At 63.1% G+C, this 21137-nt stretch carries 21 protein-coding genes; 12 read left to right on the top strand and 9 right to left on the bottom strand.

Annotated elements, in window-relative coordinates:
• Positions 1–924 (bottom strand): carbohydrate ABC transporter permease, encoded by a 924-nt coding sequence (locus tag ACFUOZ_RS14855; RefSeq protein ID WP_377549440.1) that lies wholly within the window; start codon positions 922–924, stop codon positions 1–3.
• Positions 921–2246 carry an extracellular solute-binding protein gene (locus ACFUOZ_RS14850; RefSeq protein WP_377549438.1) on the bottom strand — a complete coding sequence of 442 codons (1326 nt, stop codon included), beginning with the start codon at positions 2244–2246 and terminating at the stop codon, positions 921–923. The genes ACFUOZ_RS14855 and ACFUOZ_RS14850 overlap by 4 nt, the downstream gene beginning before the upstream one ends.
• Positions 2247–2485: 239 nt before the next feature.
• Here ACFUOZ_RS14850 and ACFUOZ_RS14845 point away from each other — a divergent pair, with 239 nt between their 5' ends.
• Entirely contained in the window at positions 2486–3526 is a 1041-nt protein-coding gene (locus tag ACFUOZ_RS14845; protein WP_377549436.1) for a LacI family DNA-binding transcriptional regulator, read from the top strand.
• Here the strand turns inward: ACFUOZ_RS14845 and ACFUOZ_RS14840 are convergent.
• Complete coding sequence (locus ACFUOZ_RS14840; RefSeq protein WP_377549434.1) at positions 3518–4978, bottom strand: lipase maturation factor family protein; 1461 nt, start codon at positions 4976–4978, stop codon at positions 3518–3520. The two genes, ACFUOZ_RS14845 and ACFUOZ_RS14840, sit on opposite strands and share 9 nt — an antisense overlap.
• A gap of 100 nt (positions 4979–5078) precedes the next feature.
• On the opposite strand from ACFUOZ_RS14840, the gene dxr reads away from it, so the two are divergent.
• The 6 genes from dxr to ACFUOZ_RS14810 all read left to right on the top strand — a co-directional run bounded on the left by dxr (position 5079) and on the right by ACFUOZ_RS14810 (position 10856).
• Positions 5079–6266: a 1-deoxy-D-xylulose-5-phosphate reductoisomerase gene (gene dxr, locus ACFUOZ_RS14835; protein WP_377549432.1), complete on the top strand. Its 1188-nt coding sequence runs from the start codon at positions 5079–5081 to the stop codon at positions 6264–6266.
• Positions 6267–6299: 33 nt separating this feature from the next.
• Entirely contained in the window at positions 6300–7631 is a 1332-nt protein-coding gene (locus ACFUOZ_RS14830; RefSeq protein ID WP_377549430.1) for a M50 family metallopeptidase, read from the top strand.
• Between the two features lie 63 nt (positions 7632–7694).
• Positions 7695–7988 (top strand): YciI family protein, encoded by a 294-nt coding sequence (locus tag ACFUOZ_RS14825; protein WP_377549428.1) that lies wholly within the window; start codon positions 7695–7697, stop codon positions 7986–7988.
• 48 nt (positions 7989–8036) lie between these two features.
• Positions 8037–9203 carry a flavodoxin-dependent (E)-4-hydroxy-3-methylbut-2-enyl-diphosphate synthase gene (ispG, locus tag ACFUOZ_RS14820; RefSeq protein WP_377549426.1) on the top strand — a complete coding sequence of 389 codons (1167 nt, stop codon included), beginning with the start codon at positions 8037–8039 and terminating at the stop codon, positions 9201–9203.
• On the top strand, positions 9166–10044 hold the full coding sequence (locus ACFUOZ_RS14815; protein ID WP_377549477.1) for a GNAT family N-acetyltransferase: 879 nt from the start codon (positions 9166–9168) through the stop codon (positions 10042–10044). Before ispG ends, ACFUOZ_RS14815 begins: the two co-directional genes overlap by 38 nt.
• Before the next feature lie 77 nt (positions 10045–10121).
• Positions 10122–10856 (top strand): hypothetical protein, encoded by a 735-nt coding sequence (locus ACFUOZ_RS14810; protein WP_377549424.1) that lies wholly within the window; start codon positions 10122–10124, stop codon positions 10854–10856.
• A 58-nt stretch (positions 10857–10914) separates the two neighbouring features.
• On the opposite strand, the gene ACFUOZ_RS14805 is transcribed toward ACFUOZ_RS14810, so the two are convergent.
• Genes ACFUOZ_RS14805 through ACFUOZ_RS14795 form a run of 3 tightly spaced genes read right to left on the bottom strand, consistent with a single transcriptional unit; the run spans position 10915 to position 13054 of the window.
• Positions 10915–11529, bottom strand: coding sequence for a TetR family transcriptional regulator (locus ACFUOZ_RS14805; protein ID WP_377549422.1), 615 nt, complete (start codon positions 11527–11529; stop codon positions 10915–10917).
• The gene (locus ACFUOZ_RS14800; RefSeq protein ID WP_377549420.1) at positions 11526–12269 is read right to left on the bottom strand and encodes an ABC transporter permease; all 744 of its coding nucleotides are present in this window, start codon (positions 12267–12269) and stop codon (positions 11526–11528) included. Before ACFUOZ_RS14800 ends, ACFUOZ_RS14805 begins: the two co-directional genes overlap by 4 nt.
• 8 nt (positions 12270–12277) lie before the next feature.
• On the bottom strand, positions 12278–13054 hold the full coding sequence (locus ACFUOZ_RS14795) for an ABC transporter ATP-binding protein (RefSeq protein WP_377549418.1): 777 nt from the start codon (positions 13052–13054) through the stop codon (positions 12278–12280).
• Between the two features lie 188 nt (positions 13055–13242).
• On the opposite strand from ACFUOZ_RS14795, the gene ACFUOZ_RS14790 reads away from it, so the two are divergent.
• From ACFUOZ_RS14790 to ACFUOZ_RS14780, 3 genes are all read left to right on the top strand, one after another.
• Positions 13243–13467, top strand: a complete 225-nt coding sequence (locus ACFUOZ_RS14790) for a hypothetical protein (RefSeq protein ID WP_377549475.1) — start codon at positions 13243–13245, stop codon at positions 13465–13467.
• 217 nt (positions 13468–13684) lie between these two features.
• On the top strand, positions 13685–15496 hold the full coding sequence (locus ACFUOZ_RS14785) for a proline--tRNA ligase (RefSeq protein ID WP_377549416.1): 1812 nt from the start codon (positions 13685–13687) through the stop codon (positions 15494–15496).
• Positions 15493–16287 (top strand): sulfite exporter TauE/SafE family protein, encoded by a 795-nt coding sequence (locus ACFUOZ_RS14780; RefSeq protein WP_377549414.1) that lies wholly within the window; start codon positions 15493–15495, stop codon positions 16285–16287. The genes ACFUOZ_RS14785 and ACFUOZ_RS14780 overlap by 4 nt, the downstream gene beginning before the upstream one ends.
• 31 nt (positions 16288–16318) lie before the next feature.
• On the opposite strand, the gene ACFUOZ_RS14775 is transcribed toward ACFUOZ_RS14780, so the two are convergent.
• From ACFUOZ_RS14775 to ACFUOZ_RS14765, 3 genes are read right to left on the bottom strand one after another with little or no spacing between them, the layout of a single operon-like run.
• Positions 16319–17323 carry an aminoglycoside phosphotransferase family protein gene (locus tag ACFUOZ_RS14775; RefSeq protein ID WP_377549473.1) on the bottom strand — a complete coding sequence of 335 codons (1005 nt, stop codon included), beginning with the start codon at positions 17321–17323 and terminating at the stop codon, positions 16319–16321.
• Positions 17324–17372: 49 nt separating this feature from the next.
• The gene (locus ACFUOZ_RS14770; RefSeq protein ID WP_377549412.1) at positions 17373–18101 is read right to left on the bottom strand and encodes a VIT family protein; all 729 of its coding nucleotides are present in this window, start codon (positions 18099–18101) and stop codon (positions 17373–17375) included.
• A gap of 51 nt (positions 18102–18152) precedes the next feature.
• Entirely contained in the window at positions 18153–19277 is a 1125-nt protein-coding gene (locus ACFUOZ_RS14765; RefSeq protein WP_377549410.1) for a DUF4439 domain-containing protein, read from the bottom strand.
• A gap of 105 nt (positions 19278–19382) precedes the next feature.
• On the opposite strand from ACFUOZ_RS14765, the gene rimP reads away from it, so the two are divergent.
• Complete coding sequence (gene rimP / locus ACFUOZ_RS14760) at positions 19383–19994, top strand: ribosome maturation factor RimP (RefSeq protein ID WP_377549408.1); 612 nt, start codon at positions 19383–19385, stop codon at positions 19992–19994.
• Positions 19994–20974 carry a transcription termination factor NusA gene (gene nusA / locus ACFUOZ_RS14755; RefSeq protein WP_144663014.1) on the top strand — a complete coding sequence of 327 codons (981 nt, stop codon included), beginning with the start codon at positions 19994–19996 and terminating at the stop codon, positions 20972–20974. Before rimP ends, nusA begins: the two co-directional genes overlap by 1 nt.
• Positions 20975–21137: the final 163 nt, after the last annotated feature.

The raw sequence follows: 21137 nt of genomic DNA, 5'->3' as shown, positions 1-21137 counted from the left end.
TTACATACCTTCCAATTGGCTGCCCTGTTTGTCTTTGCCTCCGAGGCGTTGGAGGAACAAAGCCAGTGCCAGGCCTACGACGACGAGAATCACCGCGATGACGCTGGCAGGACCCATGAGGTTGGCCCGGAAGCCGCGCAGATACATGTCGAGCGCCAGGATGCGGGTGGAGTTGCCTGGACCGCCTCCTGTGAGGACAAAAATGAGGTCGAAGTACGTCAGCGACCCGACGACCATCAGCGTAGACGACGTGATGATGGTGTATTTCAACTGCGGGAGGGTGATGTGGAAGAACTGCTTTATGGTTCCCGCCCCATCGATCTGGGCCGCTTCGTACAGCGACTTGGGGATCTGCCGGACGCCGCCTTGGTAGATCAGCGTGTGGAATGGCACGAACTGCCAAGCGATCACGAAGATGATCAGGGAAAGGGCGAGCTGAGGGACGCCCAACCAGTCCTGGGCGAGGAACGGAAGCCCCAGTCCCATGGCCAGGCCGAAGTTCGGATCCAAGAGGGCTTTGTAGGCGATGGCGACGGCAGCCGAGGAAAGCAGCAGCGGCAGGAAGTACAGCACGGCCAATGCTGCCCTGTACCGTTGCGTTCCAGCTGTGAAGACACCCAGCAGCAGGCTGATGGGAGTCTGGACGAGCCAGGAGACGATCATGATCATGAACGTCAGGCCCAGGGAGTTGTAGAGCTCGGGGTCGGACAACACCGATGTCCAGTTCTCCATGCCGGCCACGCCGATGGCGCCGATCCCGTCCCAGTTGGCAAAACTCAGGAGCAGTACCCCTCCGAGGGGTATAACGGCGAAGACGACGAAGAAGAACAGAGCCGGAACGGTCAGCCAGGGAAGCGCAGACTTACGCTCAGTTCTCTGGGTCGGCCTGCCTGAGGGAGCCCGGTGCGAAGATATGGCGCTCATTTGCCCAGGGTGGCATTCATGTTCTCAGCAAACTGCTGCGGCGTGATCGACTTCAGGAAGAGCTGGTCAATGTTGTTCAGCAAGGCTTCGGCGGCCGTTGGGCTCAGGGCCTGGTCCCAGGACTGCTGGAAGTTAGGGGCATCCTTGCCTAAGGCATAAACGAAGTTCAGGAAGTCCTTGTCAGGGGAGGAGGCGAGCTTGTCTTCAATGCCTGTGACGATCGGAACCGAACCGGAGTTGATGTAGGCGTCAATGACGGTGTCGGTCATGATGCCCTCCTTGAAGAACTTCTTGGCGGTCTCCTTCTCCTTGTCCGTGGCCTTGGAGGAGATCGACATGTACTGGGCCGGGTTTCCGACGCCGTTCTTGGGATCGCCCTTGCCGCCGGCAACGGTCGGGAAGTTGGCGAAACCGAGTTTTCCGTTCTGGACGAAGTTCTGCCCGTCCTTCTTCATTGCACCGTAGGTCCAGGAACCCTGAAGCATCATGGCTGCCTTGCCGGTGAACAGGAGCGCCTGGTCGGCTTTGGAGTCTGCTGTGATGGAAGAGAAGCCCTTGATGAAGCCGTCCGCGGAAACCAGCTCCTGGATCTTGGCGCCGGTCTCGATGACGGCCGGATCCATCCAGGCGTTGGGCTTGCCCTCGAAGATGGCCTTGAAGACTTCGGGTCCACCGATGCGGTCCAGAAGGTATTCAAGCCACATCATGGAGGTCCAGCGGGACTGGCCGCCAAGGGACAAGGGGGCGACGCCCATGTCGTTGAAGGTCTTGACCAGGGACATCAGGTCGTCCCAGGTCTTGGGCGGCTGGACTCCGGCCTTGTCGAACAGTTCCTTGTTGTAGAACAGGACGATCGGTGCGACGTACTGGTTGGGGAGGGCGTAAATCTTGCCGTTGACCGTTGCGGCACCGAATGATGCGGGGAAGAACTTGTTCTTGAGGTCCGGGTTGGAGTCGAACCAGCTGGTCAGGTCTTCCACCTGGTTGGCCTCAGCGTAGGTCTTCAGGCCACCGCCACCCCAGCCGTAGATGATGGTGGGAGCCTGGCCGGCGCCGATGGCGGTCTTGATCTTGGTCTTGAACGCGTCGTTCTGGAAGTACGTCACGGCGATCTTGTCATTGGGATTCGCCGATCCGAAAGCGTCCACGGCTTTCTGCATGGTGGTCTGGTTCGGCTCACCCGAAAGGAACCACATGCTGGCTCCACCTCCGCTGGCACCACCTGGACCGGACGTGCCGCAGGCGCTCGTTGCCATGACGGCGAAGGGAGTAACAGCCGCGAGGGCCAGGAAGGAACGCCGGGTTGATTGGAACTGCTTCATTGCTTCTCCAGGGGTAGTCGCATCATCGAGCAAGCCTTGGTGCTTACTGCCAAAAAAGAGTGACTGGCTTCGAAATTTCTCGAAATATTTCGAGACCATGATTTAGGTCACGGTCTAAACTAAAGCCTTGTAAACGGTCCGTCAATAGTCTTTACATAAGGTTTTGATGCTCGTTTGCGCTTGCCGCGTTACCAGCCCATACTGAATTGCACGTCGAAAGATTTCGAAAGTTGGGGACCATGGTTCGAGAAGTCCGTCCGCCCAAGTTGACCCTGGCCGCCGTCGCCAAGGAGGTGGGCGTGTCCGCGCCGACGGTTTCCAAGGTGGTCAACGGCCGGCAGGATGTTGCCGAGGAGACCAGGAACCGCGTTCTCGCAGCACTGCAGAGGACGGGCTACAAGTCCCCGCTCCAACGGAAAAGCCCTCCCGTGCAACAGGCTGTGGAGGTGGTCTTCGACTCCCTGAACTCCGCCTACTCCGTGGAAGTACTCAACGGCATCCTGGAGCAAGCCGCAGCCTCCGACATGGAGGTCATCCTCTCTGTCACCAGCCGCCAGGCCGGCTCGCCGTTGGGACCTGAAGAACGCGCACAGCGCATGCTCGACGAGGGCCGCAGCGGCATGATCGTTGTTACGTCAGCCTTTGGTTCCGGGCAACTGGAGCCGTTCCAGCGTCGCCGGATACCTGTCGTCGTGGTCGATCCCCTCAACCCGCCGCCGGGAGACGTGTTCAGTGTTGGGGCCAGCAACTGGGCCGGCGGAAAGGCCGCAGCCACCCACTTGCTTGACCTTGGACACCGTCGTATCGCCCACATAGGAGGGCCCGCCGGAGCCGAGTGCAGCCAAGCCAGGTTGCATGGCTACATGGCCGCCCTGATGGCGGCTGGCGTGCCGGTCGTGGAGGAATATATTTCTGCCGGCCCCTTCCGGTCCACGAACGGAGTGAACGCGATGAAATCGCTCCTGGCCCTGGACGAACCACCGACGGCAATTTTTGCCGGCAGCGACAGTATTGCCCTTGGCGTCCTGGCTGAGGCCAGGCGGCAGGATATCCGGATTCCGGAGGACATGAGCCTGGTCGGATTTGATGGCACCCCCCAGGCGGAAGAGTCGCTCCCGCCGCTGACCTCCGTATCCCAGCCCCTGCAGGACATGGGGCGTTCGGCACTGAACTTCATCCTCCGCCAAAGGAGCGGGGAGGACATCGACTCCCGACGGGTCGAACTGGCCACGCACCTGGTTGTCCGCGAGTCCACTGCACCTCCGCGGGCGCTAGGCTGAGTGTCGCCGATCGGGCCGGGGGCTGAGCGGCGGAATGGCTTCGTAGAGCAGCACCCGCACCCATCGATCACCGGTTTCACGGAACTCTGCGCGGGTGGCGAAGCGGTATAGGTAGCTGCGGGCGCGCACCCAACGAGGACGCTCGCCGTCGAACGGGTCATGGCGAAGCAGCCCAAGCGTTGGCGGGTCCGCCTCCAGGAGTTTGTTGAGGAAAGCGTAAAACCAGTCCTCGTGCACGGTCCGCAGCGGCAGGAACCACATCATCCAGTCCAGCCGCAGATGGTACGGCGCCCATTGCCGGGGCAGGCGGCGGACATCGCCGGGCTTGCCCTTGAAGCCGTATTCCTGCCAGTTGTGATCGGCGGCGTCCGGCTCCGCGGACATCGTGCCTTCCACTACGATCTCGATGCGCTGCTTGGTGACGGTCCCGAACGCTCCATAGGCGTTGACCAGACGCCACCGGTTGAAACTGGCGTTCATGAGCTGTCGTCGTGAAAAGAGGTTCAGGAGCGGACGATAGCTCAGGACCAGCAGCAGGCCGGACACCAGGACGACGACGGCGAGCCACCACGCCGGGGTCCCGGCGCCAGGGTGCCACTGAAGCGGGAGGAACGGCAAGAAAGCGTGCGCCACGGGGTCGCTCACGGCGGCGAAAGCAAGAACGATTGCCGCCCAGTTCAGCCACGCGAAGTTACCCGATGCCACAAGCCAGAGCTGGGTGAGGATGATGATCCCTGCGGCGACGCTGGCCAGAGGCTGCGGTGCAAAGAGGAAGAACGGCACCACCAGCTGCGCAAAGTGGTTTCCCACCACCTCAACTTTGTGCAGCGGCCGGGGGAGAAGATGTGCCTGCCGGCTGAGTGGGCCGGGCATTGGCTGTGTCTCGTGGTGGTAGAACATTGCCGTCATGTCCCGCCACTCCCTTCCGCCCCGGATCTTGATCATGCCGGCGCCGAACTCCAGCCTGAAAACCAGCCAGGTGATCAGGATCAGGATGGGCGTGGGTGGCGGCGTCTGGTCCGAGCCAAGGAATGCCACCACGAATCCGGTCTCAAGGAGCAGGATCTCCCAGCCGAACCCATAGAAAGTCTGGCCGACGTTGACGATAGACATGTATCCAAACCACAGGGCAAGGAAGGCCAGCATCGGCAGCCACGGCGGGCCTGCTTGCGGGACGCCGAGCAACAACAGCGCCGCCAGGGCGATTCCCACCCAGCACACGGTCCTGAGCACCGCATCGGAATAGTGGCGGCGGAAGAGAGTAGGCCGCCTCATCCGACGGGCCAGGTCCAGGAAATCCGGCACTGGCAACAGTCCCCGCTCACCCAACAGGGCGGGGAACTGGTTCAACGTTGACAGAAAGGCGACAGCGTAGAGTGCCGCCGTGCCGCGCTGCAGCACTTGGCGGGCGAACTCGTAGTCCCATGCATCAAACCAGGACAGCCATTCCACAATTCCACCGTACGCAGGGGAGTCCTGCGGTCAAGCAAGGAGGCCTTCCATCAGAGCGCATCCGTTCGCCGCTCCCGGTACCGGCTGGGATACTTAAGCCATGCAGCCGCGCAAGATCGTCATACTCGGGTCCACAGGTTCCATCGGCACACAGGCGATTGACGTCGTCGACGCCGCCCCGCACCGTTTCGAGGTTGTGGCACTGAGCGCCGGCGGAGGGAATCTGGAGCTTCTCGCGAATCAGGCGGTACACACCCAAGCCCGGGCCGTGGGCATATCGCAGGGGGATCCCGCGGCCCTCCAGCGCCTGATTACCGCAGCGGCATCAGAAGCCGGCCTGAAGAACTTCGCCCCTGATATCTTTGCCGGACCCGACGCCTCCACCCGGATCGCTGCCATCGAATGCGATGTCGTCCTCAATGGCATCACCGGCTCCATCGGACTGGCCCCCACGCTCGCAGCGCTCGGCACCGGGGCCACCCTTGCCCTGGCAAACAAGGAATCGCTGATCGTTGGTGGTGCCCTGGTCAAGGCAGCTGCCCGCCCGGGCCAGATCGTTCCTGTCGACTCAGAACACTCCGCGATCGCCCAATGCCTGCGGTCCGGGACCGAGCAGGAAGTCGAGAAGCTGATCCTGACAGCTTCCGGGGGTCCTTTCCGTGGCCGCTCCCGCGAAGAGCTCCACCACGTCACCCCGCAGGAAGCTTTGGCACACCCCACCTGGGACATGGGGCTCATGGTCACCACCAATTCAGCCAGCCTGGTCAACAAGGGCCTGGAAGTGATCGAAGCCCACCTGCTCTTCGACGTTCCCTTGGACCGGATCGACGTCGTGGTCCATCCCCAGTCGGTGGTCCACTCGATGGTGCAGTTCGTGGACGGATCCATCATCGCCCAGGCCTCGCCTCCGGACATGCGCCTGCCTATTGCCCTCGGGCTGGGGTGGCCGGACAGGGTTCCGCATGCGGCGAAGGCGTGCGATTGGACGCAGGCCACAAGCTGGACCTTCGAGCCGCTGGACGCGGTGGCCTTTCCCGCCGTCGACCTCGCCAAGGACGCAGCCAAGCAAGGCAGCACCTTCCCGGCCGTGTTCAACGCAGCCAATGAGGAAGCCGTCGAAGCTTTCCATGCAGGCCGCATCCGTTTCACGGACATCGTCGATACGGTCGAGTCCGTCCTCAGCGAACATTCAGGCTCCTCTGAGCTGACAGTGGAGTCCGTGCTGGATGCTGAGAAGTGGGCACGAGCCCGAACCCACGATCGTTTAGCTTCAAGCAGCGCCCTGTAGTCCCAAACCCCTTACGGAAGCAGTCCCACCGGCATGAGTCCCGTCCTTCTCTTCATTCTTGGAGTCGTCTTCGTCGCAATCGGCGTTGCTGTCTCCATTGCGCTGCACGAGGTAGGCCACCTGGTGCCGGCGAAACTCTTCAAGGTGCGCGTCACCAAGTACATGATCGGTTTCGGCCCCACGCTCTGGTCCAAAAAGAAGGGCGAGACGGAGTACGGCTTCAAGGCACTGCCCTTGGGTGGCTACGTCTCCATGATCGGCATGTACCCGCCCAATAAGGACGACGGCGGTGTCCGCCCCTCCAGTACCGGCATGTTCCAGACGCTTGCGTCCGAAGCGCGCTCCGTGGCCCATGAAGAAGTGGGACCCGGCGATGAGGGCCGTGTCTTCTACAAGCTTCCGGTCTGGAAGAAGATCATCATCATGCTTGGCGGACCGGCCATGAACATGATCATCGGCTTGGTCCTGCTTGCAGTGCTCCTCATGGGCTTCGGTGTCGCCAAAGCGACCACCACCATTGCCGACGTTTCCAAGTGCCAGGTGGCAGCAGGAGAGACCGTTGACCCTGACTCCGCCGACTGCAAGCTCACGCCGGCCGCCGCGGCCGGGCTCCAGCCCAATGACACCGTCACATCGTTTGATGGCAAACCCGTCACCAACTGGGATGAGTTGACCGGCTGGATCAGGGCCTCCGCCGGCAGGGAAGTCCCCATCACGGTGGAACGGAACGGTGCGTCCGTCGAGACAACAGTGACACCTGTACTCTCATCGCGCCCTGTCATCGGCTCCGATGGCCGGCAGGCCCAGGACGCCAACGGGGTTATGCAGTACCAGGAAGTCGGCTTCCTCGGCATCGGCGCGCAAAGCGCCTTGGTGCCCCAACCGGCGTCGGCCGTTCTTCCCATGGCGGGCGAGAACATCAAGCAAATTTCCGGTGTGATCTTCAACCTGCCCGCGAGGGTGGTCGGGGTTGCCAAGGCAGCCTTCAGCGAGGAGCCACGGGATCCCAACGGACCCATCAGTGTGGTGGGCGTGGGCCGGGTTGCCGGAGAAGTAGCAGCCATGGAGCAGGTGCCGCTGCAGGCCCGGATCGCCACCCTGATCGGGCTGCTGGCGGGCCTGAACTTCGCGTTGGCCATCTTCAACCTCATCCCGCTCCTGCCGCTCGACGGCGGCCATGTAGCCGGCGCCCTGTACGAAGGAGTACGACGCCGGGTGGCCAAGTTGCGCGGCAAGCCGGACCCGGGAGCCTTCGACATCGCCAAACTGCTTCCGGTGACCTACGTCGTGGCGGCGTTGCTGCTGGGCATGAGTGTCCTCCTCATTTACGCGGACATCGTCAAGCCCGTGAACATCTTCGGCTGAACCATTGCTGTCCCGATTGACCTGTGAACAATTCAGGCCGGGCGAGGGAGATAGGCTAGCTCCATGACTGTTTTCGCTGTTGAGTATGTATACGTCGCCGATTCCGACGCCCTCCGCGACGAAGCCCGCCCAGCACACCGTGCCTGGCTCGCCGAACTGGCGGAGAACGACCGGCTGCTCGCCAGCGGCCCGTACGGCGACGGTGCCGGTGCATTGTTGATCTTTAAGGCCGCGGAAGAAGCCGAACTCAATAACCTCCTCAAGCAGGACCCATTTGCGGAAGCCGGGGTTATCGCCGGCATCCGCACCACCGAATGGGCACCCATCATCGGCGTCCTGGCAGCCCACGCTTCCTAGCCCCGGCGTCCTCCAACACAACGATCCACCCCAACCCAAGGAGTCCACGTGACCTCGGTCAGCCTGGGAATGCCAGCAGCCCCACCCCCCGTCCTTGCCCCGCGCCGTAAGACGCGGCAAATCAAGGTCGGTTCCGTTGGCGTGGGCTCTGACTCGCCCATCAGTGTTCAGTCGATGACCACTACTCCGACCACGGATATCAACGCCACCCTCCAACAGATCGCCGAACTCACGGCGTCCGGATGCGACATCGTGCGCGTTGCCTGCCCGTCCGCCGACGATGCCGAAGCATTGCCCATCATCGCCCGGAAGTCCCAGATCCCCGTGATCGCCGACATCCACTTCCAGCCCAAGTATGTTTTCGCCGCCATCGAAGCAGGCTGCGCGGCAGTCCGGGTGAACCCGGGCAACATCCGTAAATTCGATGACCAGGTGAAGGAAATCGCAGCCGCTGCCCGCGACCACGGCACGTCCATCCGCATCGGTGTCAACGCGGGCTCCCTTGAGCCGGGGATTTTGAAGAAGTACGGCAAAGCCACTCCCGAAGCCCTCGTTGAGTCTGCTGTCTGGGAGGCGTCCCTGTTCGAAGAGCACGGTTTCCACGATTTCAAGATCTCCGTTAAGCACAATGATCCCGTGGTCATGGTGGCCGCGTACGAGATGCTGGCAGAGCAAGGCGACTGGCCGCTCCACCTCGGAGTTACCGAAGCCGGACCCGCCTTCCAGGGCACCATCAAGTCGGCCACGGCGTTCGGTGCGCTCCTTTCCCGCGGCATCGGGGACACCATTCGCGTTTCCCTCTCCGCCCCGCCGGTGGAAGAGATCAAGGTGGGCAACCAGATCCTGCAGTCCCTGAACCTGCGCCCCCGCAAGCTGGAGATTGTGTCGTGCCCATCCTGTGGCCGTGCCCAGGTGGACGTTTACACCCTCGCGGAGCAGGTGACTGCCGGTCTTGAAGGCATGGAGATTCCGCTGCGCGTTGCTGTGATGGGCTGCGTCGTCAACGGACCGGGTGAAGCACGCGAAGCGGACCTTGGCGTGGCCTCCGGAAACGGCAAGGGCCAGATTTTCGTGAAGGGCGAAGTCATTAAGACTGTGCCCGAGAGCGAAATTGTTGAGACACTGATCGAAGAGGCCATGCGTATCGCTGAAGAGATGGGGGAGGCCGATGGCGAAGATGCTGTCAAGGGTAGCCCCGTGGTTAGCGTCTCGTAACGAGAACGGCTTAGGGGTCAGGGTGCTCGGCGGTGCCGACACCCTGGCTCTTCGCGCGCTCGCAAACGAGGACGCGGTGGCCAACGTCTTTATCCTTGCCCACCTCGAAAGCACGGGAACCGCGGCACCCACCAGCGGCGGGGCCAGCGTGTACGGAGTCTTCGACGGCGACACCCTCCTTGGTGCCTGTTGGGCCGGAGCCAACCTGGTCCCCGTTCAACTGGATCCCGGGCTGGCCGGCTACGTGGCCAACGCCGCCCATCACAACGGGCGCCGCTACGCATCGATTTTCGGACCGGCCGAGACAGTGCTGGCGCTCTATTCCCGCTTCGAGCAGCTGGGCCACCTTGCCCACGAGGTCCGCGCCGAACAGCCACTTCTCTCAATCTCCGGCGGCCCTGTCATCAGCGCCAATCCTGCCCTGACTTTTGGCTCAATGGCCGATTTCGACAGGATCCTGCCCGCATGTGCCGCCATGTTCGAAGAAGAAGTAGGCTACTCGCCGTTCCTCGGTGGCCAGGAGTTCTACAGCAAACGGGTGGCCGGCCTCATCCGGCAAGGCCATTCGCTGGTGCATATCGACGCTTCCGGAACGGTGGTCTTCAAGGCCGAGTTAGGGGCTGTTACCAAGGAAGTCACCCAGGTGCAGGGTGTGTGGATGAATCCGGAGCTGCGTGGCCGCGGCCAGAGCGCCGGTTACATGGCCGCCGTCGTGAATCTCTCAAGGTCCTTTGCGCCCGTGACGAGCCTGTATGTCAACGACTACAACACCAAAGCCCGTGCCACCTACGAGCGCGTGGGTTTTGAACAGGTGGGCACGTTCGCGACGGTCCTGTTTTAGGCCTGGAGTCCGCTGCTTGTAGTCTTATCGCGGTTGGCGCATGCCACCGCATCACTCAAAACTCCGTTGGGGAACAAATGAATAAGAATGCGCTGCGCGGTTTTGCCGTGTCAGGACTGTTGGTTATGGGCCTTGCCGCGTGCAGCGGTGCCTGTACTTCCACGGAAGCGGCGTCCGCGCCGGCCAGCGAAACGGCGACACCGACGCCGACGACCGTTGAGTTCCGCACGTACTCAAAGGCGGAGCTGACTAAGATGGTCGGAGATGTCCGTGACGGCAAAGGCACCAGACTTATGGTGATGCCTGACGACCGCTTGGCAGACACCCTGCAGCAGGTGAAGGACCTCCTGACGAACAGCGTCATTGAGCCCGCGTCCTGCACCAGCTTCCTGACTGGTGGCGGTATCCAGATGGAAGAAGGCGCCACGATGAGCATCGGCGCCTCGGCCAGTTCAACGGCAGAGACGGCTTACCTGCTTTCTTTGTTCTCCGGCGCTTCGGAGGACAAGGTGAAAGCCGTTGCGGAGAACAGTGCCAAGGATCTCGCTGCCTGTGGTGACATCCAGATGACGGTCATGGGAAATGCGGTACACGCCACCATCAAGGCGCTGCCCACCTCCGCGAAGACTCCGGGGGCCATTGCCTACCACAACACCGCGGCCGGGCCAGCTGGATCGCAGGAACAGTTGTTCGTCAGCACAGTCAAGAGTGGAGTCGTCCTGGTGGCACAGTCCACCGGTACGAAGGTCTCGGATTCCGATCTCCCCAAGCTTGAGGCAATGCTGGACCAGGCTGCCGATCTCATCAAGTAGCCGCCGGAAACTGTGTAGCAGTACATGCCGTTTTGTGGCTTCATAACAGCATGTACTGCTACTTACTTGGGGAGGCCAGGTTACCGGTGAGGTAGTGCTGGATGTTCGGGGCCACCAAACGGACCACCTCTTCGCGTGGGGCAGACGCCAGGGGCTGTAGCCGGATCACGTATCGAGCCAGCATGAGACCCACCACCTGGGTGGCCACGAGGTTGCCGCGCAGCCGCACCTCGTCGGCGGAGCCCGGCAATCCGTCCATGATCCGTGGCAGGACCGCCCTGCTGACTACTTCCTTCATGAGCGCCGTCTTGGCCTTGGAGCCGATGGTTCCGCGGGCGAAGGCCACCATGGCGTGCTGTGCCGGGCCTTCCCAGAGCTCCAGGACGGTGCGGACAATGACTTCCGCCCTCACCTGGGGGTCTGCGTTTTCGACGTCGGACAGGACCGCCGCGGGGTCTGCAGGCAACTCGACGCTTGCTGCGAACAGCTCGTCTTTGCCCTTGAAGAAGTGGTGCACCATGGCCGGATCCACGCCGGCTTCGCGGGCTACTTGGCGCAGGCTTGTTCCATCGAACCCCTGCTCCGCGAAAAGCCCCCGGGCGGCAGCCAGTATGGCTTCCCTGGAGTGATCTTCCTGACTGCGTCGGCCGCGTCGCAGCTGCGGGAGGCTCATCGCGTTTGTCGCCGCAAGGTCAGCGACGCCAGGACCAATACGCCCACCACGATCGCAGCCATCACCGAGGCGTCCTGCCACATCGCCGACGTCGCCTCGGAATTGCCCGCGATCTCCTTCAGGGCGTCCACCGAGAACGTCAGCGGCAGGACGCCCGAGATGCCCTCCAGGACCTCATTCATGTGCTCCCGTGCCACGAACAGCCCGCACAGCAGGATCTGGGGGACCACCACCACCGGCATGAACTGCACCGCCTGGAACTCCGTCCGGGCGAACGCCGAGCACAGCAAACCGAGGGCCACGCCCAGAACTGCGTTGATCACCGCAATCAGTACCACCAGGCCAGGGCTTCCTTTGATGTCGAGATTGAAAATCCAGTACGCCACACCGGTAGCCACCAGCGATTGCAGGGCCGCCATGATGGAGAAGGCCAAGGCATAGCCGAACAGCAGGTCCGCTTTGTGGATGGGCGTGGTCAGCAACCGCTCCAGGGTTCCGGAAGTGCGTTCGCGGAGCATGGTGATGGAGGTGACCAGGAACATCACCACGAAGGGGAAGATGGCCAGCATCATCAGGCCCACCCGATCAAACGTCCTGGGCGCCCCTGGTGGCAGGCTTTCGTTTTCGTAGAGGAAGTACACGGCCGTCAGCAGGAGGGCCGGCACCACGAGGATCAGCGCCACACTCCGGTGGTCGTGCCGCAACTGGCCGAGGACGCGGGTGGTGGTTGCGATGGTCATCCGGAGGTTCATGATGATGCCACCTGGCTTTCCTGCTGGCCGCGGCCGGCGGCCTTGATCATGGTCAGGAACGCCCGTTCGAGGTCTTCGCTGTGTCCTCGTTCGGCGAGCTCGGCCGGTGTGAGTTGGGCCAACAAAAGGCCGTCCCTCAACAGCAGCAGGGTGGAGCAATGGGAGGCTTCCTCCATGACGTGGCTGGAGACCAAGAGGGTGGTCCCCTGTTCAGCCATGGCGGCGAAACGCTCCCACAGCTCGGCACGAAGCACGGGATCCAAACCGACAGTTGGCTCGTCCAGAACCAGCAGTTTCGGGTGGGCCACCAGCGCGCATGCCAGGGACACACGGCTGAACTGGCCTCCGGACAGGTCAGCGGCTTTCTGCCGGGCAACGTCCTGGAGCCCGACGGCGGCAATCGCCTCGGTGACGTCGGCCGCCGTCGCGCCGTGCATGGCGCCAAAGTAGCGTACATTCGCCTCGACGCTGAGGTCGCCGTAGACGCTGGCGCCTTGGGTGACGTAGCCGACGTCGTGCCTCAATGGCGCGCTTCCGGCGGGCAAGCCGAGGACGGTGACGGAGCCCCGGGTGATCCGCTGGACTCCGACAATGGCGCGCATGAGGGTGGTCTTTCCGCTTCCCGATGGCCCCAGCAGTCCGGCTATCCGGCCGGATTCCACCGAGAAGTCGAGCCCGCGCAGGACGGGGGTACGTCCCAGCGAAACGTGCAGCCCTGCCGCGCTGATGGCGGCATCGGGTGGGGGTGCGGCGTGACGGGCAATGTGCGACATGGTGGCCTCACGAACATCAAGTAATTCATCAAGTGATGAATTAAAGCTAAGACTGCTTCCCAACCAGGTCAAGGGATTTTCCTTGTCCATCGAAAGTACAAAAATCCTTGAAATCGTGTCCGCCATCACATAGGTTCGTCCCAACCGTGTCGTTGGGGCGCGGATGATCACTGAGGGGAATCGTGACAATGGCAGTTGGCGTTGATCTTTCCAAAGCACTGGACAAGGCGTACGAGGACAAGGGTCTCAAGGAAATTCTGGATGCATCTCCGGCCGCCTTGGCAGGTGTCACGGATGCCACGGCAAAGGCCTTGAAGGATTCCCTGGGTATCGACACCATCCGCGAGCTCGGCAGCAATAAGTTCTTCGCAGTCGCAGGCGTACTCGTCGCCCTGGAGGGCAAGACCAAGTAGTCAACGGATAACGCTTGCGGCCGGCCGGCCGTTGAGCCACGCCCTCGCAGGATGACCAGCCCACGGCGGCCAGGGGCTTCCGCTCGCGAAGGCGTGGCTCTTCCGTGTTCAGGGCCAGGCGGAGGGTGAATCCGTACGTTAAAGGCGCAAGGCCGCAAACCGGTAGATTAGTACGCAGTTGTTTTGCCACACCTGCCAAAGAAACGGATACGTACCCGTGGTCCTTCGCCTTTCCCAGTTATTCCTGCGCACCCTGCGTGAAGATCCCGTCGACGCCGAGGTCGCCAGCCACAAGCTCCTGGTCCGCGCCGGCTACATCCGCCGTGCCGCGCCCGGCATCTACACCTGGTTGCCGCTGGGCCTGAGCGTCCTGCGCAAGGTCGAAGAGATCATCCGCCAGGAAATGGCCGCCATCGGGGCCCAGGAAGTCCACTTCCCGGCTTTGCTTCCGCGCGAACCCTATGAGGCCACCAACCGCTGGACCGAATACGGCGAAGGCCTGTTCCGCCTCCAGGACCGCAAGGGTGCCGACTACCTGCTGGCCCCCACGCACGAGGAAATGTTCACCCTGCTGGTCAAGGACCTGTACTCGTCCTACAAAGACCTGCCGCTGAGCCTCTACCAGATCCAGAACAAATACCGCGATGAAGCCCGTCCCCGCGCGGGCCTCCTCCGCGGCCGCGAGTTCATCATGAAGGACTCCTACTCGTTCGACGTCGACGACGCCGGCTTGGACGCCAGCTACGCCGCCCACCGGGCCGCCTACCTGAAGATCTTCGAACGGCTGGGCCTCGAAGTGATTCCCGTTGCAGCCACAGCCGGCGCCATGGGTGGCTCCAAGAGCGAGGAATTCCTGTTCCCCACCGAGATCGGCGAGGACACGTTCGTTCGCTCCGCAGGCGGCTACTATGCCAACGTCGAAGCTGTCACCACCGTTGTCCCGGACGACATCGACTTCAGCAACGCCCCTGCTGCCGAGGTCCTGGAAACACCGAACACGCCCACCATCGAGACCCTGGTCGCCGCAGCGAACCAGCTTGCTCCGCGCACCGGTTCCGACGACGGCCCCTGGTCTGCCGCCGACACGCTCAAGAATGTGGTCCTCGCCGTCACGCTGCCCACCGGTGAGCGCCAGATCGTGGTGATCGGCGTTCCGGGTGACCGTGCCGTTGACCTCAAGCGCGTGGAAGCAAACATCGGATCCCACCTGCCCATCGCAGGGGAGATCGGGCTTGAGGCCGCGAATGAGGAAGACCTCAAGAAGCTGCCGTGGCTCGTCAAGGGCTACATCGGCCCCGGGCTGTCCCTTGACCAGCCTGTCCTGGGACTCGAAGGCTCCTCCAAAGTGCTGTTCCTGGTGGACCCCCGCGTTGTGTCCGGCACCAGCTGGATCACCGGTGCCAACTCCGAGGGCAAGCACGTCTTCGGCCTGGTGGCCGGCCGCGACTTTACCTGGGACGGCGTCATCGAGAGCACAGAGGTGCGGGCCGGCGATCCCGCCCCCGACGGCTCCGGCCCCCTGGAGACCGCACGCGGCATCGAAATGGGACACATTTTCCAGCTCGGCCGCAAGTACGCCGAAGCCCTGGACCTGAAGGTCCTGGACCAGAACGGCAAACAGGTTGTCGTGACCATGGGCTCCTACGGAGTAGGCGTGACCCGTGCCGTTGCTGCCCTGGCTGAAGCGAACCACGACGAACGCGGCATCGTGTGGCCCCGCTCGGTTGCTCCGGCCGATGTCCACGTCGTGGCTGTCGGACGCGGCGAGGAGATCTTCGAGGCCGCCGAGAGGCTCTCAAGCGAGCTCGAGGCTGCCGGGCTGGACGTCATCTTCGATGACCGGCCCAAGGTATCTCCCGGCGTCAAGTTTGGCGACGCCGAGCTCGTGGGTGTGCCCACCATCCTGGCTGTTGGACGCGGACTGGCAGATGGCGTTGTCGAAATCAAGGACCGTCGCAGCGGCGAGGCCGAGAACGTCGCCGTCGACAAAGCCGTGGATTACGTGGTCAACGCCGTCCGTTCCCGGTGATTTCGGGCTTCGAATCCATCCAGCTCACCACGATCATCCTGATTGTGGTGGCTGGATTCGCGGCCGGCTGGATTGACGCAGTAGTTGGAGGCGGGGGACTGATCCAGCTCCCCGCCCTGCTGCTGGTGCCGGGCATCACGCCTGTTCAGGCGCTGGCGACCAACAAAATGGGTTCCATCTTCGGAACCACCACCAGTGCCGTGACGTACTACCGCCGCGTAGGGCCGGACCTGAAGACCGCAATTCCAATGGCGGTGATTGCGCTGGCCGGGAGCTTCGGCGGCGCGATCCTGGCCGCATCACTGCCCGCGAGTGTTTTCAAGCCGATCATCGTCCTGGCCCTGATCGCCGTCGCGATCTTTACCGCGCTGCGTCCAAGCGCAGGCGAGCTGACGGCCTTGCGCCATGATGGCCACAAACATTACGTCGTGGCCTGCCTCATTGGTGGTGTCATCGGTTTCTACGACGGTCTTATCGGCCCCGGTACTGGTTCGTTCCTGGTGATTGCCCTGGTTTCGGCCATGGGCTACGCGTTCCTGGAAGCCAGCGCCAAAGCCAAGATCGTCAACATGGCAACCAACGCCGGAGCACTGATCTTCTTCCTGCCGCATGGCTCATTGCTGTGGGGCGTGGGCCTGGTCCTCGGACTGGCCAACATGGCAGGAGGCTATCTGGGAGCCAGAACAGCCGTGGCCAGGGGAAGCAAGTTCGTGCGCCTCGTTTTTCTCATCGTGGTGGCGGCGCTGATCGTCAAACTGGGTGTGGATGTCTGGAACGAAAACTTCGCCTGAGGCGGCACGACTGCTCAGTTTCTGAGGGTGCTCAGCTTTTGAGCTCACCTGGGTCAGGAAGTTCGTGGGCTCGCGGCAAATGGTCCAGCGTCCGGCCTGCCATGGTGCTGGCAACCCACAGGGAGCGCGCCAGATCGCCGTCGTGTTCTTGTTTTGCGGCGTACCACAAAGCGTTCGCCACTTCGCGGGCAACGCTCCACTGCCGTGCGATCTCCGGGTCAAGGCCGGCGGCAAGGCTGAAGTCCGTGCAGCGCTCATGCAACGCGGTCTCCGGATCTGTCCGGGAGAGGTCATGAATGCGGTTCCAGAGAAGCGGCGCCACCGAAAACTCCGCCTCGCCGATCTGCGGCTGTGGATCGATGGCGAGATAGCTCCCGCGCCCATGCTGGTCTGCACGCGTGGCAAGGATGTTCATGAAGTGCAGATCGGTGTGCACCAGCACGTCTCTACCCGAACGGCGGCCTACGGCTCCGCGCGTTTGGCACACCTCAAGGGCCGCCTCCAACAACCATCTGGGGAAAGGCCGCTCAAGGCGTTCCCATTCGGCGGGCAGTTCATCGCTCCAGCGCTCCGCGGTCCCCGCTATGTGGTCAAAGGCCCGCCACTGGAGCCCATCGCCGGGCGGGATGGACAGTTCCCGGACAATGCCGCCCCACGCGTCAACTGCCTGGTCCATCGAAGCGTCCTGCAGCCAGCGTGAGGCATCCAACCGTTCCAGGAGCATGGAGCAGCTGGCGGCATCGGAAGCCAGGAGGCGGACAGCGCCACGGCCGTCCCACAGTTCCAGTGCGTACCGCTCCACCCTCGCCTCGTCGTGGGGGAAGGCAATTTTCAAGGCTGCAGCGCCGCTGTCCTGCACGACCGGCACCACCAAAGCGCCGTGGCCGTTCCATGGTTCCTCGCCAGGGGCCAGGTCCACGATGAGCTGCCAGCGTTCCAGTGCTTCGGAGATGAGTCCCGGCAGGCTGGCCAGCCAGTCCCGGCCCGCGGAGTCGCGGTTGTAACGGGCGTGAAGGTCGCCCGGAATGGGAATCATCGCGTGAAGGGTCACGCGAACAGCCTAACTCCGTGGCAAGGCACGGACCTTAGAAAACGCCGCTGGCACCCAAGAGCGTTCCGATCGAGAACGTCGCCGCCAAGGCCAGGGCACCGCCGAGAACCACCCGGACTGCAGCCCGGAAGCGGGACGCCCCGCCAATCCAAGCCCCAATGGCTCCTGTGATGGCGAGTGCCAGTAGCACCGCAACGAACGTCAGGGGCACACGCATTTCCGGGGGAGGAAGCAGGATTGCCAGCATTGGCAGCACTGCTCCCAAAGTGAACGCCACTGCGGAGGCAAGCGCAGCGTTCCAAGGGCTCACGATGTCGTTTTCGTGGATGTTCAGTTCGGCGGACAGGTGGGCAGCCAAGGCATCGTGCTCGGTGAGCTCCTCGGCAACGGTCCTCGCCGTCTTGGGGCTAAGGCCCTTGGATTCGTAGATCGCGGCAAGCTCATTGAGTTCGTCCTCGGGTTGTTCAGCGAGTTCCCGGCGTTCCTTTTCGATCAGGGCCTTTTGCGTGTCGCTCTGGCTGCTGACGGACACGTATTCTCCCAACGCCATGGAGATCGCTCCGCCCACCAAACCCGCTGTTCCCGCGGCGAGGATGCTGCCAGTGTTGGTGGTGGCACCTGCCACGCCCACCACGATTGCGGCGACCGATACGATCCCGTCGTTCGCCCCAAGCACCCCGGCCCGTAGCCAGTTCAGCCGGTGCGCCAGGTCGTCGCGGTGTGGCTCGTTCTCGTGGGTGGTGGCAGTTTCTGTGGAGGCCATGTTCCAAGCCAAGCACCGGTGGACGGCCTTGACCAGCATGGCTAGGCTCGCCTATCCCGCGCTCGTTGCCTGTGCCGGTGCAGAAGTTGCCTGTACCGGTGCAGAAGCAGTACCTGGGGTCGGCAGTGCAGGCAACTGTCCGGCGTCGAACGTCACTCCGGGCAGGGCCGGAAGAGCGGCGCCCCAAGCGACGCTCCTGCGGGCCGAGGCAAGCAGGCCGTCCAACGCCCAGGCGCGGGTTTCGCCGGTGGACAAGGCAACAAGGTCCGCGAAGCCTGGCAAAGAAGACGCTTCGAGCGCACCCAAGGCGGCGGCGGGGTTCTTTGCAAAGAGCTCCGGCAGCTGGTATCCGGCCGATGCCGGGGGAACGTCGCCGCAGTTGGCGCGCGTCAAGGCCTCGGCCTGCCTGAGCAGGAGGGCGTGCACTTGCAAGTCCTTGGCGGCGAGGGTGGCAGCGCCGGCGTCCAGCCTTTTCTGGGCTACCTGGTAGGCATAGACGGCTTCCTGCTGAGAGCGGACCGCTGCGGCGAGAGCCGAATCGGTGGTGGCCGACGACGGTTTTGGCGTCGGGCTGACGGACGGGCAGGCGGCCGCAGTGGGTGTGGCCGCCGGTACCGTCGTTGACGCCTCGGCGTTTGCGGGAGACGAAGGGGCCGCGGGCAAGGGCAACTGCCATGACGCGGCCAGGGTTTCGGAGTGGATCAGTTGGGCAGTGCCGACGGCGGCGAGCAGGCGGGCGATTCCGCCGTCGGCCTCCCGCGCGTCCGCCAGGCGTTTCCTTCCGCTCGCGGAGAGGTGCTCCAGCAGGGAAGCACGCGTCGCAGCTGCGGGGCCGGGCGTGAGGGTGGACGCAGGGGCGGAGCTGACGGTGGTAGCTCCAGGAGCCATGAGTGCCCGGGCTTGCGTTGTCAGCAAAGTCACAACGCCTGCAAGGGCCGGGGTTTTGGCCTCCGGAGCTTCGGCGCTGGACAGGGCTCCGGCCGATTCCAGCAACTCCACTGCATCGGAGGAGGCCTCGGCACGGGCGGATTCGGAGAAGGAAACGGGCGCAGGAGTCCCGGAATCGCGCGGAACCAGCACCATTCCGGTGCCCGCGACCAGCAGGGCCACCACGGCAACCAGCAAAACCCGGCCCCAGTCCGGTGTTCGTCGTTTTTCGCTTGTTTGCCCGTTCACAACACACCATGGTGTCACGTGGGCGGGCGACTCAGTGCACCATGTCGCGCGGAAAATCGTTAGGCTAGTAGTCACAACAACATCTATCGGGAGGCGGCGGGCAACGTGAGTGACTCGGAAGCCACGACTTCAACAGACCGTTCTGAATCGAACTCAACGGCCACCATCCACAACCCGGAAGAGAGCAGGCTCAAAGCGCTGCTCGAACCGGCGGTCCTTGCCAGCAGGCTCTACCTCGAGGATGTTTCCATCCACGTTGCCGGATCCCACCGCACCGTCCACGTCGTCGTGGATCTTCCGCAGGAGGAAACCGGCGGCGTCAGCCTTGATGCTATCGCCGATGTCTCCCGCGGACTGTCGGATATCCTTGACAACGATCCCCACGACGACGGCCGTCCCTATGACCTCGAGGTTTCCTCCCCGGGCGTTGGACGTCCCCTGACCGAACCCCGCCACTGGCACCGGGCCCGTGGCCGCATGGTCCGGGTCAACGTCATCCAGGGCGAGAACGTGCTGGGCCGCATCACGTCCGTCGGTGACAACGATGTGACGCTGATCCCCGAGCACGAAGTCAAGAAGGGCATGAAGCCCAAGCAAGGCGACCCCATCACTATTCCTTTCGACAGGATCCGCCAAGGAAAAGTCGAGATTGAATTCAGCCACCTCCATGAGGCTGCGCTGGAAGACGAGCACAACGGACCTTCCGAGGAGGCCTAATGGATATTGACATGAGCGCACTGAGACTCCTGGAGCGTGAGCGTGAAATCCCGCTGGATCTCCTGATTCCCACCATCGAACAAGCGCTGCTGGTGGCATACCACAAGACGCCCGGCGCCTACGAGAAGGCCCGCGCCGAGCTGGACCGCAAGAGCGGACACGTCACCATCTGGGCGACTGAAATCGACGACGACGGCGAGGCCATCGGCGAGTTTGAAGACACCCCGGCCGGCTTCGGCCGCATCGCGGCAAGCACCGCACGCCAGATCATCCTCCAGCGCCTGCGCGACGTAGAGGACGACAACGTGCTGGGCGAGTTCAAGGGCCGTGAAGGCGAACTCGTTGCTGGAATGATCCAGCAGGGCAACAACCCGCACATGATCCAGGTCAACCTGGGAGCCATCGAAGCGCTGCTTCCCCCGCCCGAGCAGGTTCCCGGCGAGAAGTACCTGCACGGAAGCCGCCTGCGTGCCTTCGTTGTGGACGTCCACCGTGGTGCCAAGGGGCCGTCCATCACCCTCTCCCGCTCGCACCCCGGCCTGGTCCGGAAGCTCTTCGAAATGGAAGTTCCGGAGATCGCTGACCGTTCCGTGGAGATCGTGGCGCTGGCCCGCGAGGCCGGTCACCGTACCAAGATCGCGGTGAAGGCCAACATTCCGGGCGTTAATGCCAAGGGTGCCTGCATCGGTGAAATGGGTTCACGCGTCCGCGCTGTCATGACCGAGTTGAACGACGAAAAGATCGACATTGTCGACTTCAGCGAAGACCCGGCAACCTTCATCGCGAACTCGTTGTCGCCGTCGAGGGTGAATTCGGTCACAATCACGGACGAGGCTACCCGTTCTGCGCGCGTCGTGGTCCCTGACTACCAGCTTTCGCTGGCGATCGGCAAAGAGGGCCAGAATGCCCGGCTTGCGGCCAAGCTGACGGGATGGCGCATCGATATCGTTTCGGACGCCGCGCCCGCCAAGTCTGAATAGCGGGGAACGGGCCTGCCCCGGCCGCCGGTTCCGCGCCACGCTCCCGGCGCCCTGGTTTCAGGACTCAGGGGCCGGGGGGCTAGAATGGATGGAACCGGGCTTACGTCCGGTATCCATGTGTTTTGGTGTGCCACGGCTGATTTGACCAGCCTGGACGCCGGGC

The sequence above is a fragment of the Paenarthrobacter sp. NPDC057355 genome (assembly GCF_042667405.1).
Lineage (GTDB): Bacteria > Actinomycetota > Actinomycetes > Actinomycetales > Micrococcaceae > Arthrobacter.
This window is presented reverse-complemented; position numbering and strand designations above follow the sequence as displayed.